This is a genomic window from Terriglobales bacterium, from assembly GCA_035764005.1.
Taxonomy (GTDB): Bacteria; Acidobacteriota; Terriglobia; order Terriglobales; family Acidobacteriaceae; genus Gp1-AA112.
The window spans coordinates 19,920-35,443 of the sequence record DASTZZ010000019.1; the positions used below are offsets into that span (position 1 = coordinate 19,920).

Sequence of the window (15,524 nt, forward strand, 5' to 3'; positions counted from 1 at the left end):
TTTTGCGGCCGTTGGGGTGAGGGTAGCCGCTGGGGCAGCCGCGCGGTTGCGGCTGCGCTCTCGATACTTCCAACATAGTCGTGTCACTCGGAGCTGGCCATTCGGCCATCTCCGACCCAGCGCCAATCCCACCCCAACAGCCGCAACACCGGCGTCTGTCGGGGACCCCGGTACCGGCGCCGGTTCTGTCACATATACACACGTTCCTGCATGCGAATAGCTCTGTAGCGCTCGAATGCCTTGCGCTCGTCTTCAAGGCCCAGGAGCGTGCGCCAGGTGCAGCCGCGGAAGGTGTGCAGCAGCATCTTGATCCCCTGCTTTAGAACAAACTTGGGATTCCGGACGAGCGCGATGGGGAAATGCGACAGCTTCATCCATCGCTCGGCGCGCCAGCGCAGGAATTCAATCTCTTCGGCCGGCAGCTTCTCCGAGCGTACGACTGCAGTGGTTCCGTCGTATTCCTCAACGCGTTCATTAATGATGAGATTGCGCTCCCGGAAATCTACCGTCATGGGAGTGCCGGGATACGGTGTGGGATGTTGAATGTACGGCCAATCGATGTAGCGTTGCGCAAAGCGCAGATTCGCTTCCACTGATTCACGAGTGTCACCGGGACTGCCCACGATCAAGCCACCGACTACATACATCTTGTTGCGATGAATATGCTCGATGGCGCGCATGGTGGCATTGCCGATCTTCTGCCCATTGTCCCGCAGGATGTTCTTCGAGCTGGCACGCAGAAATTGGAGATCGTCTTCAAGAATGTTCTCGATTCCCAAGAAGACATACTTGAATCCCGCCTTGCGCATGAGCGGCGCAAGCGTCTCGCCATGATTCGCAATCGCCGAGGTCATTCCCTGGATGATGTATTCGACATCGTTCAGGCCGGCAGCGACTACGGCTTTGCACAGCTCTTCGAAGCGATGCACGTTGAGAGTGATGTTGTCATCAACAAGGAAGATCGTCTGAGCGCCATGTTCGCGAGCGTCGCGAATGTCGGCGAGCACGCGGTCGAACGAGTATGTGTGGAAGTTTCGTCCGCGCATCTGGATAATCGAGCAGAAGCTGCAATCGAAGGTGCAGCCACGCGAGGTTTCGATTACATCAACTTGCCTTCCCAGCATCGTATAGCCGCGCAGAATCCGCGAGTCCCGATTCGGGAGTCGAATCTCGTCGCCTTCGAGGCTATGTACGCCGCGGGCAGGAGTCTCGTGCCACTCGCCACCTTCCCGAAATGACAGGCCAGCGATCTGCTCGAAGCATTCGCCATTCTCGATGGCGCGCACGAGCTCGCGAAACGTAATCTCCCCCTCGCCGCGAACGATAAAGTCCACATTGGAACCTGTGTACTCGTAGGCTTCGGGAGCGAGGCTGGGATCGTAACCGCCCATCACGATCTTTACCTCCGGCTTTAGCGAGCGCAGCAGGTCGGCAATCTTCAATGCAGTCTTGCGCTGAAAGGTCATTACCGAGAGCCCGACAATCTCGGGATCAAGTTCACCCATCAGCCTTTCAATCGTGGCGCGCACATTGTTCTGCACAAGAATCAAATCGGCCACAGCAACACGGTGATGGAAGTCAACATTTCCCGCGAGTGAAGCCAATGCGCCGTTGGGCATGCGAATGGCAACGGTAGGCATGTGCTCGAAGGAATCGGGCATGGAGAGCAGGAGGATGTTCATGCGCAGTCCTGACGAATGGAGCCCGGGCCGGGTTATCAGAAGTAAAGATACGCTTATTTCGCAAGCCGGAGGAGAGTGGAAAGGAGGTTGTGTGACGCGCCGGAAGAATGGACTCGCTTAGCTGCGCCTTTTCACCTCAAACACTGTCATCCCTGCGAGCGCTGCGACGCTGCAAGAATCGTCTAAAAGCTGCTGTTGCGCACGCGGGGACCTGCTGTCGGTGACCATGCGAGGAACAGCAGGTCCCCCTCAGCGCAAAAACAAATCTTGAAAAGTGAAAGCGTTTTCGCGGCGCTGAGAGGGATGACAGTGATTGTGGGCGTTGAATGCGAACTTAAAACGACAAAGCACCGGGCTAGTGCTTAATCACCCACATCACCCAACTAGCCACAATCGTACCCACAACGAAGAACGCAAAGCACTTGGCACCGTACTGGGCCATGTCGCGCGGAGTTGTGCGCTGGGTGATGCCGAAGACGATCGAAGCGAAGAAGGCGAAGATGAGCGCGGCGCTGAAGTGGGAGAGTTGCATCGTCCTATTCCTTCTTCCCGATGGCGATGTCGTAGGCGTCCACGGCACTGATAACGTTCAGAAGGCCGGCAACGATGATGTACTTGGTGCCGTAGTCGGCGGAGGCCAGCTGAATGGCTCCCTTGCCCCAGTCCATCATGTGCGTAACAAAGTAGAGAGCGCCGGCGCCGAGATCGCCGACGAAGCCGAGCATATCGAGCAGATCGCCGCCGTTCGGGCCATAGACTTTACCTTCCATCAGCACGCCGAGAACGAACATGGCGAATACGCACGCCATAAGAATGAGTCCGCGCACCCAGCGCCGCTGGATCAGATGACCGGCTCCGGGCACAAGCCAGCCGACCACCGGGGCCACAATCGCCATGGTATTCGGCTCCTGCTCAGCAAGAATGGCGTCAGCTTTCGATCGAGGATGGGGCATGTTTCTGGGTACGTAAGAGGCTTAAAGGAAGTTTATCAGCTTGGAAGCTTTCAGGGGGCGAGGGAGTCAGGACCTACGGCCGCCCTCGGCCGGGTTTCTGGTCGCGAGTCAATTTACCGGCCCCGAAACGAAAACCCGCGCGAGGGCGCGCGTCGGTCCGACAACTATCGCGCCTGAGATTATGCCGCCAGCACATCCGGCTGAGCTACCTTCACAACATCTTCTTCCGCACTCTCAGTCAACAGCGGCTTGCCTTTATGCAGGACGTGCTCGAGCCATGCTCCGGCTGCCTGAGAGGTGATTACGGCCAAAAGAATGAGGGTGGTGTAGAACGGCGCGTTGATGATGCCCGCTTCATACGCGACGCTGGCGAGCACGATGCCCGGACCTCCGCGCGCGTTCGTGGCAATTGCCAGATTAAGGCAGCTCGGGATAGAGAATCCTGCGAGCTTCGCACCAGCAAGCACCGAGATCAACTTGATCACGCAAGCCGCAACGAGAAATCCGGCGACCATCGTCAGATTGAAGGTCTTGCCCAGATCGAGCTTGTATCCCACCAGCGCGAAATACAGCGGAATAAAACAGCCAAAGGCGACGCCCTTCACTTCATCCAGAGATTTCGTCATGCGCAGCGAATCATTCGGCACCGCGAAGCCGGCAAGAAAGGCCGCGAGCACCAGGCTCACATTCATCGCCGCCGCGAGCGCTACATAAGCAAATAGCAGCAGGATCAGATATGCGGTGGTCGAATGCTGCGCAAAGATGTTCCAGCGCGCCTGATGCAGTTTTCGCGCGAGTCGAGGGAACAGCACAAGTCCGGCAGCGAAGTACAGAAGTGTAAGCGTCACGCGCTGGGCAATTACGTGCGTGGGCAGCGCCTTCGACTCTGCGAGGGCGGTCGCAATGGCCAGCACTGCCCAGAGCACTACGTCTTCCATTACGGCGACGCCCAGAATCAACTTCGCGAATCGCGTGTGCAGGATGTGCAAATCGTGGAAGATGCGCGAGATTACTGGAATCGAGGTCACTGCCGTGCCGATTCCGATCACCAGCACCAGGGCAAATCGATTCTGTGCCGTTCCCATTAAGGAATCGAGCTTCAGACGCATGCTCAAGAGCAGCGCAATGATGAACGGCAATCCTGTGCCGACAATTCCGATCCATGCGACCGGCTTGCGCTCTTCTCGGCGAAAGAGTCCTTGCGTCTCCGCCCCGGAGAGAAACATCAGCATGAGCAGCCCGATCCAGTAAAGAACATCGAGCGCAGGACGCGAGAGCGCGGTGCTTGTGCCCGCCTGCAGCTTCAACAGCGATGGACCGACCAGCAGTCCGCCCAGAATCTCGCCAATCACTCGCGGCTGCCGCAGGCGCGCGAACAAACCGCCAAAAAGATGAGCAGAAGCAAGAATGATGAGTACGAACAGGATAAGTTGACCAACAGCTAGTTCAGACATAGGGCCCGTGGATCGGCAGGCGAGGTGAGCACCTGCGCAAAATCATGAGATGAGAGTCAGAGCTGCTGTGCTGCCTACTAGCTTCTAGCTACCAGCTGCCAGCTACCAGCAAAAGCGGAAAGATAAACCTTCTGTAATTCTCTCGCGCAATCAGCGCGTTCCAGCATCCGCGAATCTTCTCGCCATGCTTTTTGGTGTTAGCTGGAAGCTGGCAGCTGGTAGCTGGCAGCTCCTTCTCAATCGATTTTCTTGCGTACTCCCGCAGACCCTACGATCTTCCATGCCTTGTGAAATGATTTAGGATAAAAATGATCCCAGAACGTAATGACAGCTTCTCCACTAGTCCCGCCACCCGCTACCACGAAACGCAAGGCCAAGATTGTTTGTACCTTAGGGCCGTCGAGCAGCTCAGCCTCGATGATTCGCGACCTGATCCGCAGCGGCATGGATGTTGCCCGCCTGAACTTCTCTCACGGAACACATGAAGAGAAGGCCCGCTTAATTGCGACTATCCGCGAGATCGCGACAGCAGAAAACAAACCCATCTGCATACTTCAGGATCTGCAAGGGCCAAAAATTCGTACGGGGCGTTTGAAGTACCGCACGCCGGTCGCTTTGAAAGCTGGTTCTCGCATCACCATCACTCCACGCGATGTTTCCGGAACATCCACCGTAATCTCCACAACATTTAAGACGCTTGGCCGCGAAGTTCAGCCCGGCGCTCGCATCCTGCTTTCGGACGGACTGATCGAGCTGCGTGTTCGTTCCATTCAGGGCGACGACGTGGAATGCGACGTGGTCAACGGTGGCATGCTCGGCGAGCACAAAGGAATCAATCTGCCGGGAACCATTGTCAGCGTTCCGTCGCTCACGGAAAAAGACGAAAAGGACCTTGAGTTTGGCCTCGCGCACGGCGTGGACATCATCGCGGTGTCATTCATTCGCACCGCCGCCGATGTACAGGCGGTTCGCGAAAAGATCCGTCTGGCGCACGCCGATGTGTGGGTGGTCGCGAAGCTGGAGAAACCGCAAGCGATTGAGCATCTCGAAGAGATTCTGGAGATTTCCGATGCGGTGATGGTGGCGCGCGGCGATCTCGGCGTGGAGATGCCGCCCGAGAAAGTTCCCATCATTCAGAAACACGTGATTCGCCGCGCGGCAGCCTGGCGCAAGCCGGTAATCACGGCGACGCAGATGCTGGAATCGATGATCGAGAATCCGCGCCCTACGCGCGCGGAAGCCAGCGACGTTGCTAATGCGATCTTCGACGGCAGCGATGCAGTGATGCTCTCCGCCGAAACGGCCAGCGGCAAATATCCGCGTGAGGCTGTCCGCATGATGGCCAAGATCGTCAGCGAAACTGAAGCTCAGGTTGCTGCTGAACCCGCGCATCGCCGCCGCTCCAACGGCAAGCTCTCGATTTCGGAAACGATTTGCGAATCCGTCGCGCACGCTGCCCAGGAACTCGATATGCGTGCTATCTCCGTCTATACCGAAACGGGGACCACGGCGCGACTCATCTCCAAGTACCGTCCCAAAACGGACATTTACGCCTTCTCTTACGTCCCCACAGTATGCAGCCGCGCGAACCTGCTCTGGGGAGTCACTCCGATTCAGTGCGATCACACGCCGGCAACCGAAGACATGGTGCGGGGCGCTGAGCGTCTGCTGTGGCAACGCGGAATCGTCCACAACGGCGACGTTATTGGCATCGTCGCCGGAACGCGTACTGCTAGTGGTTCGACGAACTTCCTACGTCTGCACGTCGTCGGCAGCATGGACTTCGCATTGGATGGTACGGGCGATCGTCGGCGGACACCGCGCGCTTCCACGGCGAAAGCCGGAGCTGAGAAACGGCGCAGCTAATCCCTTCCGCCTCCCCTTCTTTTAGCAAATAGCAGAAAACTCACATGCGGGGCGCGAGCTTCTCGATCGACTATCTCGGGCGAGTTCCAAAACGGGACTCCCGATGCGCGATGAATTCGCTTGACTTTCTTTCAGAAACGTCATAGCACAGTAAATAAGGCTGAAAAATGGATGCTTGGCATGATAATTCGGCTTACAGCTCCAGCAGGTTGGCTACGCTTCTTTCCGATCTGGCTGGCCCTGCTCTTGTGAGCCGGAGCGAATCGATGGATGAGATCTCATGGGATCAGATGAGATCGGATGAGATCAAAGGCATGAGATATGTCATCCGCTCCCATGAGATATCTGATGAGATCGCATGAGATTTGATGAGATCGGATGAGATCGTCGCAATGTTTGAGACCGGTATTCGCGCTTCGCTCAGTGCTTCCCTTGGCTCCTGTTTTGAGCGCAGGAAGTAAATCACCCTGGCGTGAGGTTTCAGCGCCGACAGTCGCTTTGAATCTCGATCGCTGGATGTAATCTTCCGAATGCTAATCTGGTTCGCATGAAAGAACAGGTACGCACACAACGCGCGCCGCAGGCGATTGGTCCTTACTCTCAGGCGGTGAAGTGCGGAGGATTTGTTTTCGCTTCCGGACAAGTGGCGCTCGATCCCAGCGGCAACATGATCAAAGGCGGCATCGTCGAGCAGACGGATCAGGTGCTGAAGAACATCTCTGCCGTCCTCGCGGCTGCGGGTACGAGCCTCGATAAGGTCGTCAAATCGACGGTCTTCCTGAAAGACATGAACGATTTCGCGAAGATGAACGAAGTCTACGCGCGATACCTGTCGGGCGACGGCAAGATCTCACCGGCTCGCTCCACGGTTGAAGTCGCACGCCTACCCAAGGACTCGCTGGTCGAGATCGAAGTGATCGCTCTCCTCTGATGGCAGATCGTTCCCATAATGGAATCCAGCTTTCGCTGGCCGGCAAAGTTGCGCTCATCACCGGAGGCTCGCGGGGCATTGGCGCCGCTGCGGTGAAAATGTTTTGCGCTGCCGGCGCGAAGGTCCTCTTCAATTATCGGAAGGCGAAGGATGCTGCCGAGCAGATTGTCTCCGAGTGCGGAGCGCAGGTCTGTGTTGCCGTGCAGCAGGAGTTGTCATCGGCGGAACAAGCGAAGCAGTTAGTCGAATTCGCGGTCAAGAAATTCGGAAGAATCGATTGTTTGGTTGCGAATCACGGCATCTGGCCGGTGAGCGATTTGCCCATCGATCAGATGGGTGACGACCACTGGCAGCGCACGATTGCCATCAATCTCGACAGCGTCTTCGGCCTCATCAAGTACAGCGTGGCGCAGATGAAGCGCCAGGGCCGGAGTGGCGGAGTTGCTGGACGAATCGTCATCGTCAGCTCAACCGCCGGTCAGCGAGGAGAAGCCTTCCATTGCGATTACGCCGCCAGCAAAGGTGCGGTGATCAGCATGGTGCGCGGTCTCAGCACCGAACTGGCGCGCGATGGAATTTATGTCAATTGCGTGGCGCCAGGCTGGGTGCAGACTGACATGTCGGAGCCAGCGCTGCAAGATCCAAAGACTCGCGATCGTGTCTTCGCAGCCATTCCTCTGGGACGCGTCGGCAAACCGGAGGAGATCGCAGCGCCCATTCTTTTCTTATGTACCGAACATGCTGGGTTTATGACTGGAAGTGTTGTGAGCGTGAACGGCGGCGCGGTGCTGGCGTAGGTTCTTCTGTTGTCATTCCGAAGGCCAGTGTTTCGGCCTGAGGAATCCATACAAACTGCTACACCTGAAGTTCATGGGAGATCGTAGGGATTCCTCACTCCTGCTCACGCAAACTGCGCGTGAGCCTCCGTTCGGAATGACAAGCGAAGTGCTAAGCGGCGTCTTCGAGTCTGTGTTCTTCTGAGCGGCTTGGCCAAGTCTTGCGCAGAATCACTCCAGCGGCAACTCCAACGCCTGCACCCGCGGCAATCCAGGCTCCAATTTTGACTGGATCAGCAGCCGGCGGCGGCAGGTACACGATTCCGCTTTCGTTGGTTCGCGCAGCTTCGCGCACGTAGCGTCCATCTTCCGGAATTGGGAAGTTGTTGGCGAGGGCGCGCAATTGCGTGGTCGCTGCGGCGCCGCGCATTGGAATGCCATGGCCGGCGGCGAGAACCTTAGGACGCAACTCGGCAAGCGTTCTCACGGAGCGCTCCGCAGCCTGCCAATCACAGGTGTAATACGGCGGCGGAATCGAGACGCTCTGCCGCTGCTGGAGCGTATCCACCATCGAGTTCTGATTGACGGTGCAGAAAGCATCGCCGGCGATAAGTACGGAATCCTCGCTACGGAAGTACGAGACATGTCCAGGCGAGTGCCCGGGGGTTTCGATGATTTCCCATTCTGGCAACGCAGGCACACGTCCGGCGCTGAACTCGCGCAGATTCGGGCCGACATCTATCTTCTTATTCGGCAGAAAGCGAATCACCTGCGACATGAATCCGCCGACGGTCGGATCCGGCGGCGGATATTTGCTGGTTCCATTCAGGAACGGGGTCTCGAGACGATGAGCGTAAATGGCCACGTCCCAGTGCTCGGCGAGTTCGCGCGCAGAGCCGGCATGATCGAAGTGTCCGTGGGTAAGAAAGATCGCCGCGGGAGGCATGTCACTCCCGATGTGGTCTTCCACAGCTTGCAGGATGTTCTTCGCGTTGCCCTCCGTTCCGGCGTCGATTAAGACCCATCGCTCACGCTTGCCGAGGATGTAGCAGTTGGCAATACCCGTCGGGACTCGCACCACTTTCGCGGCAATTAGTTCGGAGTTGCTCATGATTCACCTGAAAGCCGTGAGATGCGAGGCATTTGACTGGCGTTGCGGATGAACTGTTCACGCCTTTTATCTACGTGCACTGAATAGGAGGCGCAACTTGTCCCATCTACTCGGGCGAGCAGACGACTACTCTCGAACTGAACGGTTCTTGAGGCGCCCCATGGAACCCCTTCCACTCCGCGGTAAGTGTCCCATCTGCGGACAAGGCCCACTCCGTCCTCTTCCTATGGACTACCGCGTTCAGGTGACAAAACGGGATAACCCGCAGCAGGTGGGCGGACTAATCGTGTATCAGTGCGTGAAGGAAGGTCATGTCTTCTTTGTGATGGCGAAGGACGCAGAAGAAAACGTGGCGTGAGACTCGCCAGCTTACTCACAAGCAGGTTTTTAGTATTCTGCTCTGCGAGTGACTTTCGAGCTCTTCATCGCGGCGCGATATCTGCGGGCAAAACGCCGCCAGGCCGTTATTGGCGTCGTCACTGTCATTTCGATCATCGGCGTTGCTGCCGGTGTCGCGTCGTTGATCATTGCTCTCGCCATCAACACCGGCTTCCGCCAGGATCTTCAGGATCGTCTGCTTGGCTCCACTGCGCACATTGGATTGGAACGTGCTCAGGCCGATGGCATCCGCAACTGGCGTCCGCTGCTGGAAAAAGTTCGGCATCAGCCGCATGTTGTTGCCGCCGCGCCTGCGCTCTATGAGCAGGTCTTGGTTTCCCGCGGGGCTCGCGCCAGCGGATTGCTTCTTAAAGGCATTGTCCCTCGTTATGAGGTCCAGGTAAGTGACTTGCTGAAAGCCGTGAGTGTGGGTTCAGCTGACCCATTGAAAGCTAGTGAATCGTTCGTGAACGGATCGGGCTCGCCGACCGAGGCGACAGCATCGACGTATCCACCCATTGTTCTCGGTTCAGATGTCGCCGACAACATTGGAGCTACCGTGGGATCTGTAGTTCTGGTGACGAGCCCACAAAATAATCTGACTCCTTTCGGAATGGTTCCCGGCTTTCGACGCTTCAGAGTGGCAGGACTTTTCAAGTCGGGTTTTTACGACTATGACAGCTCCTGGGGACTTATCGCGCTCGAAGATGCGCAAGTCTTGTTTGGGCTCGGCGATGTAATTTCGGTAATTGAGGTCAAGGTAGACGACATCTACAAAGCTCCCCAGATCGGCACTGAGATCGAGAATGTCGCGGGGCCGGGATTCATGACTACGAACTGGGAAGAGCAGAACCGCTCCCTATTTCGAGCTCTGAAAACGGAAGGTGTCGTGACCTTTATCACTATCAGCCTGATCGTCTTCGTCGCCGCGCTGAACATCCTTATCTCACTAACCATGATGGTCATGGAAAAGACCAAAGACATCGCGGTGTTGATGTCGATGGGAACGCGCAAATCCCAAATCCGGCGAATCTTCACCTATCAAGGTCTGCTGATCGGAATCGTGGGAACAGCTATCGGCTTAGTGGTCGGATACGTGCTCTCGTATTTGGGCGGACACTATCACTGGATTCACCTCTCCGCTGAGGTCTATTCCATTGATTATGTGCCATTCGCTCCTAAGGCCGTGCATGGCGTAATCGTGGCAGGAACCGCCATCGCCGTTTCTTTGCTGGCAACGGTGTATCCGTCCTGGTCAGCAGCTAGGATTCTGCCTGCAGAGGCTTTGAGATATGAGTGAGGCGGTAATAAGCAATAGGCAATTGGCAATAGGCCAACGTTGGGAGGACCTGCGTGTCTCGTCGATTTTCATGGGGCGATCGCGAAACGGAAATAGGACGATCCATCATGCTCAGGTTTTGCCTATTGCCTATTGCCTATTGCCTATTGCCCGCTCCCGCACTGCAATTCCTTGCACAGTAACGCATCTGTACACTTCGGTAACCACACTGCCTCTTGTCGAAAGTGGTCTAATTATTGTAGGCAGAGCCATTGGCCGATGGGCTGAAACAGTGGCGAACCGCGGTTTTGGCTTGGCTGCGCATTGCTCCTTTCACGAGGGCATGTGCATCCAATAATCCAAGCTGAAGTTGTGCTTCAGGTCGAGAACCTGAAGAAGGAATACCGGACCGGCGAGAGCCCTCTGGTGGTCTTTGAAAATTTGTCCTTCCAGGTGAGGAAGGGAGAGATGTTGGCGATTGTCGGCGAGTCCGGCACTGGGAAGAGTTCGCTGCTGCATGTGCTGGGAACTCTTGATAGGGCTTCCGATGGTGACATATACTGCGCGCAACTCTCGTTGAAATCGTTATCCGACGAAGCGGCGGCGGACTTCCGCAACCGCAAAATCGGATTTGTTTGGCAGTTCCATTATCTTTTGCCGGAGTTCGACGCGCTGGAGAATGTTGCGATGCCGCTGTTAGCGCGCGGGGAAAATCCCAAGCAAGCTCAGGCACGGGCGGCCAACTGGCTGCGGGAAGTGGGACTGGCTGACCGGATGCATCATCGCGCAGGCGAGCTCTCCGGCGGAGAGCAGCAGCGAGTCGCGTTGGCGCGGGCCTTGGTCACAGAACCAAAGCTCCTTCTCGCCGACGAGCCCACAGGCGATCTCGATACCGCCACGGCAGAGCGCATTTTCGATCTCATTGCGCAATTGCATAGTCAACATCAACTCACCTCGATTATTGTTACTCACAACCTGGACTTCGCCCGACGCTGCGGACGAATTTTGCGTCTCCAGCGAGGCAGACTGGAGGAAGTCGCACCGGGCAAGGTGATGTGAGCTGAGGAAGCACAAAGATTCGGAAGCTCAAAATCGAGTACGAAGGACAGATGAACGAAAGAGAGCTGAGGTAATCGAAAACGATACTCTCAGAGATGTGTTAAATAGGAGTAAATAGAGGTAAGTTCTTCCCGAAGAGCAGGCCAGCGGGTCGGCACAGCGGTAGAAGACGCAACCAGGGCCGTTCAGCAATGGGGGCGGCAGTAACAGGGGACGTTCACAAGGGGGAACATGTTTGAACGCTACACAGAAAAGGCGCGGCGAGTAATCTTTTTTGCTCGTTACGAAGCCAGCCAGTTCGGCTCGCCTTACATCGAGACCGAACACCTTTTGCTGGGCTTGCTGCGCGAAGACAAAGCATTGACGAATCGGTTCTTGCGTTCGCATGCCTCGGTGGAGTCAATCCGCAAACAAATCGAAGGCCACACCACGATTCGGGAAAAAGTCTCGACCTCGGTGGACCTGCCGCTAAGTAACGAGTGCAAGCGCGTGCTCGCCTATGCCGCCGAAGAAGCCGAGCGGCTTTCACACAAACACATTGGAACGGAACATCTACTCCTCGGTCTGCTGCGCGAAGAAAAGTGCTTCGCCGCCGAGATTCTCCATGAACGTGGACTGCGCCTGAGCGCGATCCGCGAAGAACTCGCTCGCACCACACAGGAAAAAGCGCAGCCGCAGCGTTCGCGCGAATCTTCTTTACTCAGCGAATTCTCCCGCGACCTCACCCAGGCCGCCATGGACAACCAGCTCGATCCGCTGGTCGGACGTGAAGGTGAAGTCGAGCGTGTCATCCAGATTCTCTGCCGTCGCACAAAGAACAATCCTGTTCTGATCGGTGAGCCTGGAGTTGGAAAGACTGCAATCGTCGAAGGTCTTGCACAGCGCATCGCGGATGGCGATGTGCCTTCGTTCCTCGCTGAGAAACGCATTTTGGCGCTCGATCTCTCGCTGATCGTCGCCGGCACAAAATATCGCGGACAGTTTGAAGAGCGTCTAAAGACCATCATGAAAGAGCTGATGGAGAATCAGCAATCGATCATCTTCATCGATGAGCTGCACACGTTAGTTGGAGCAGGTTCAGCGGAAGGTTCGCTCGATGCCGCCAACATTCTCAAGCCGGCTCTCTCACGCGGCGAGATTCAGTGCATCGGCGCGACGACTCCTGGCGAGTATCGCAAGTCGATCGAAAAAGATCGTTCGCTCGAGCGCCGCTTCCAGTCCGTAAAAGTTCCACCGCCGAACGAGAGCGATGCGGTAAAAATCATCAACGGCATCAAGGATCGCTACGAGAAGTTCCACGCGGTCACTTACACGGAAGAAGCCATCGAGTTCTCGGTATCGCATTCCAACCGTTACATTCCAGACCGCTTCCTGCCGGACAAGGCTATTGACCTAATCGACGAAGCCGGCGCGCGCGTAAAGCTGCGCCAGACTTCGCTGCCTGACGAGATCACCGATGTGCAGAAGCGAATCAAGTTCATCGTGCATCGCATGGAGAACGCCATCGCGAGCCACGAGTTCGAGAAGGCGCGCTTCTACTCCGACGAAGAACGCAAAGAGCGCGAGAACCTGCGCGGTCTCCGCGAGAAATATCATCTCGACGAGTCGTCGACCGGTGTAGTCACGCGCGAAGACATCGAAGACGTAGTCTCTCGCTGGACCGGAGTACCGATCACTTCGATCAAAGAGGAAGAGACGCAGAAGCTGTTGCGCATCGAAGAAGAGCTGCATCGCCGCGTGATCTCGCAGGAGAAAGCTATCTCCGCGCTTGCACGCGCGATCCGCCGTTCGCGTGCCGGACTCAAGAGCCCGCACCGCCCCATTGGTTCGTTCCTGTTCCTCGGACCGACAGGCGTCGGAAAAACCGAAGTGGCCCGCACACTGGCTCAGTTCCTTTTCGGAAGCGAGAAGTCGCTGATCCGCTTTGACATGTCGGAGTTCATGGAGAAGCACTCGGTTTCGAAGCTGATCGGATCGCCCCCGGGATACGTTGGCTACGAAGAGGGCGGACAGCTCACTGAACGTGTGAAGCGCGCTCCGTACTCGGTGGTACTGCTCGACGAAATCGAGAAGGCGCATCCGGATGTCTTCAATATCCTGCTGCAGGTCTTCGAAGACGGACAGCTCACCGACGGCCTCGGCAACACGGTCGATTTTAAGAACACGATCATCGTGATGACGTCGAATATAGGGGCTCGTCATTTGATGAAGCGCACGGGCCTTGGCTTCCAGTCCGAGAAAGAAGACGTGGTCTCCACGAAGGTCGAGGACTTGGTAAAGAACGAAGTCAAGCGCACGTTCAACCCAGAGTTCCTGAACCGTATCGACGAGATCATTCTCTTCAACGCCCTGACGGATGCCGATCTGATCCAGATCGTCGAACTGATGGTTCAGCAGCTCAACGCGAACCTCGCGCAGAAGGCGATCACGATCTCGGTCACTGACGAAGCCAAGAAGTGGGTGCTCGACAAGACGCTAGGCGATCGCAGCTACGGCGCACGTCCGCTGCGCCGCGCACTGCAGCGCTACATCGAAGACCCGCTGTCAGAAGCAATGATCCAGGGCACAATCACCACGCGCCCGGCATTCATCGAAGTCTTCCTTGAAGGCGACAAACTCTTCTATCGCCCAGTCGGCGAAGAGAAGCAGGAAGGCGTGCTGCTGTATAGCAACGGATAAACGGTACCATTCAGCAAAATGGCCGCCGAAAGGCGGCCATTTGCATTTCCATGTGGACCGTGTGCATATTGGGAACGAAGGCATATGTCGGTTCCAAATCCACTAGTAACTCGGTGCAAAGACGTGATGAGCGGAGCGGTCGTGTTCGCGGGTACGCGAGTTCCCGTTCAGACGCTGATCGACTACATAGAAGAAGGCGACACCCTTGTTAGTTTTCTTGAGGATTTTCCGACCGTAACGCGCCACCACGCTTTGGCGGTCTTGGAAGCAGCAAAGGAACTCTTTTTCAGCCATGCGCATTCTTTTTGATGAATGCGTTCCACGCCGTTTACGAAAATCGCTTCTTGAACACGACGTACGAACCGTACCACAAATGGGCTGGACATCCCTTCTCAACGGTGCTCTGGTCACCTCGGCTCAGAACGAGTTTCAGGCGTTCGTTACTAATCGGCATTTACCGAGTCAGCAGAACCTTTCAAAGTTCACGATCTTCGTCGTTGTACTCGTGGCGAAGAGAAATAAGCTCGAATTCCTTTTGCCGTTGGTTCCAGAATTAAAACGGGCGCTCTCGGAATTCAAGTCGGGAGAAGCTCGTTTTGTTCGGGGACCCCAAGTCCCACCAGCGGGTTAGATTTGCCGAGATTCCGAAAGAAACTGGCCGTGCCCGATGGCACACGCGATCCGAGCGTTGTTCCCGTGCCGGATCGTCAGGTAGAGTCTCTGCATCGATCATGGCGCTACGCGGCCGACTTTATGTCACAATGTGTTCATGGCGAACACACGAAGTGCCACCCTCAGTGTGCGACTCAAACCTGAGATCAAGCGGAAGTTGGCGAAGATGGCGAAGGCATCCGGCAGGAGCGCGAATTTCTTGATTTCCGATGCTGTCGAATCTTATCTGCTCGACCAGGAACGTCTCATCAGCGAAGTCCGACAAGGCGAAGCGCAAGTCGTTTCGGGACACTATGTCTCACAAAAGGCAATGAAGGAGTGGCTTCTCTCCTGGGGCACAGATCAGGAATTGCCTCCACCGAAGTGTGCCTGCGGCAAAGAGCATAACGACGAGGAACTTTGCCGCTAGAGGTTGTCTGGTCAGCGTTGGCCAGACGAAGACTCCAAGAGATTCGGGATTATGTTGCCTTGGACAAGCCTCAAGCTGCCGCCAGACTGGCAACACGCTTAGTGGCGATCACGGAGTTGCTGCCGGCGAATCCGCATTTGGGAAGGCCTGGCGCGCACTCTGGAGTGCGCGAGCTGGTAGTTCCCGATACGCCATACATTCTGATTTACCGCCTTCAGAAGCGGCGTATTGTCATCAGCACAATCGTCCATGGAGCTCAACGCCGAAGACGTTGA

15 protein-coding genes are annotated in these 15,524 nt (G+C 56.3%); 9 read left to right on the top strand and 6 right to left on the bottom strand.

Annotated features, from left to right (window positions below; genetic code table 11):
- Window positions 1–188 precede the first annotated feature (188 nt).
- The 4 genes from VFU50_02390 to VFU50_02405 form a co-directional block, all read right to left on the bottom strand.
- Window positions 189–1,682: a radical SAM protein gene (locus VFU50_02390; GenBank protein HEU5231680.1), complete on the bottom strand. Its 1,494-nt coding sequence runs from the start codon at window positions 1,680–1,682 to the stop codon at window positions 189–191.
- A 355-nt stretch (window positions 1,683–2,037) separates the two neighbouring features.
- On the bottom strand, window positions 2,038–2,214 hold the full coding sequence (locus VFU50_02395; protein ID HEU5231681.1) for a hypothetical protein: 177 nt from the start codon (window positions 2,212–2,214) through the stop codon (window positions 2,038–2,040).
- A 4-nt stretch (window positions 2,215–2,218) separates the two neighbouring features.
- Window positions 2,219–2,635, bottom strand: a complete 417-nt coding sequence (locus tag VFU50_02400; GenBank protein ID HEU5231682.1) for a DUF6677 family protein — start codon at window positions 2,633–2,635, stop codon at window positions 2,219–2,221.
- 179 nt (window positions 2,636–2,814) lie between these two features.
- A complete protein-coding gene (locus VFU50_02405) occupies window positions 2,815–4,089 on the bottom strand; it encodes a cation:proton antiporter (protein HEU5231683.1) in 1,275 nt (424 codons plus the stop codon).
- A 324-nt stretch (window positions 4,090–4,413) separates the two neighbouring features.
- Between VFU50_02405 and pyk the strand changes: the two genes are divergently transcribed.
- The 3 genes from pyk (at window position 4,414) to VFU50_02420 (ending at window position 7,683) form a co-directional block, all read left to right on the top strand.
- Complete coding sequence (gene pyk / locus VFU50_02410; protein HEU5231684.1) at window positions 4,414–5,955, top strand: pyruvate kinase; 1,542 nt, start codon at window positions 4,414–4,416, stop codon at window positions 5,953–5,955.
- Window positions 5,956–6,502: 547 nt separating this feature from the next.
- Window positions 6,503–6,886, top strand: a complete 384-nt coding sequence (locus tag VFU50_02415) for a RidA family protein (GenBank protein HEU5231685.1) — start codon at window positions 6,503–6,505, stop codon at window positions 6,884–6,886.
- Entirely contained in the window at window positions 6,886–7,683 is a 798-nt protein-coding gene (locus VFU50_02420) for an SDR family NAD(P)-dependent oxidoreductase (protein ID HEU5231686.1), read from the top strand. Before VFU50_02415 ends, VFU50_02420 begins: the two co-directional genes overlap by 1 nt.
- Before the next feature lie 151 nt (window positions 7,684–7,834).
- Here VFU50_02420 and VFU50_02425 read toward each other — a convergent pair whose 3' ends face one another.
- Window positions 7,835–8,773: an MBL fold metallo-hydrolase gene (locus VFU50_02425; protein HEU5231687.1), complete on the bottom strand. Its 939-nt coding sequence runs from the start codon at window positions 8,771–8,773 to the stop codon at window positions 7,835–7,837.
- A 160-nt stretch (window positions 8,774–8,933) separates the two neighbouring features.
- Between VFU50_02425 and VFU50_02430 the strand changes: the two genes are divergently transcribed.
- The 4 genes from VFU50_02430 to VFU50_02445 all read left to right on the top strand — a co-directional run bounded on the left by VFU50_02430 (window position 8,934) and on the right by VFU50_02445 (window position 14,168).
- Entirely contained in the window at window positions 8,934–9,131 is a 198-nt protein-coding gene (locus VFU50_02430; protein HEU5231688.1) for a hypothetical protein, read from the top strand.
- 48 nt (window positions 9,132–9,179) lie between these two features.
- The gene (locus VFU50_02435; protein ID HEU5231689.1) at window positions 9,180–10,451 is read left to right on the top strand and encodes an FtsX-like permease family protein; all 1,272 of its coding nucleotides are present in this window, start codon (window positions 9,180–9,182) and stop codon (window positions 10,449–10,451) included.
- 324 nt (window positions 10,452–10,775) lie between these two features.
- On the top strand, window positions 10,776–11,489 hold the full coding sequence (locus VFU50_02440; protein ID HEU5231690.1) for an ABC transporter ATP-binding protein: 714 nt from the start codon (window positions 10,776–10,778) through the stop codon (window positions 11,487–11,489).
- 231 nt (window positions 11,490–11,720) lie between these two features.
- Window positions 11,721–14,168, top strand: a complete 2,448-nt coding sequence (locus VFU50_02445) for an ATP-dependent Clp protease ATP-binding subunit (GenBank protein HEU5231691.1) — start codon at window positions 11,721–11,723, stop codon at window positions 14,166–14,168.
- Between the two features lie 102 nt (window positions 14,169–14,270).
- Here VFU50_02445 and VFU50_02450 read toward each other — a convergent pair whose 3' ends face one another.
- Complete coding sequence (locus VFU50_02450) at window positions 14,271–14,462, bottom strand: hypothetical protein (GenBank protein HEU5231692.1); 192 nt, start codon at window positions 14,460–14,462, stop codon at window positions 14,271–14,273.
- 475 nt (window positions 14,463–14,937) lie between these two features.
- On the opposite strand from VFU50_02450, the gene VFU50_02455 reads away from it, so the two are divergent.
- Both VFU50_02455 and VFU50_02460 read left to right on the top strand, forming a co-directional pair.
- Window positions 14,938–15,249: a hypothetical protein gene (locus VFU50_02455; protein HEU5231693.1), complete on the top strand. Its 312-nt coding sequence runs from the start codon at window positions 14,938–14,940 to the stop codon at window positions 15,247–15,249.
- Window positions 15,240–15,524 carry a type II toxin-antitoxin system RelE/ParE family toxin gene (locus VFU50_02460; protein HEU5231694.1) on the top strand — a complete coding sequence of 95 codons (285 nt, stop codon included), beginning with the start codon at window positions 15,240–15,242 and terminating at the stop codon, window positions 15,522–15,524. Before VFU50_02455 ends, VFU50_02460 begins: the two co-directional genes overlap by 10 nt.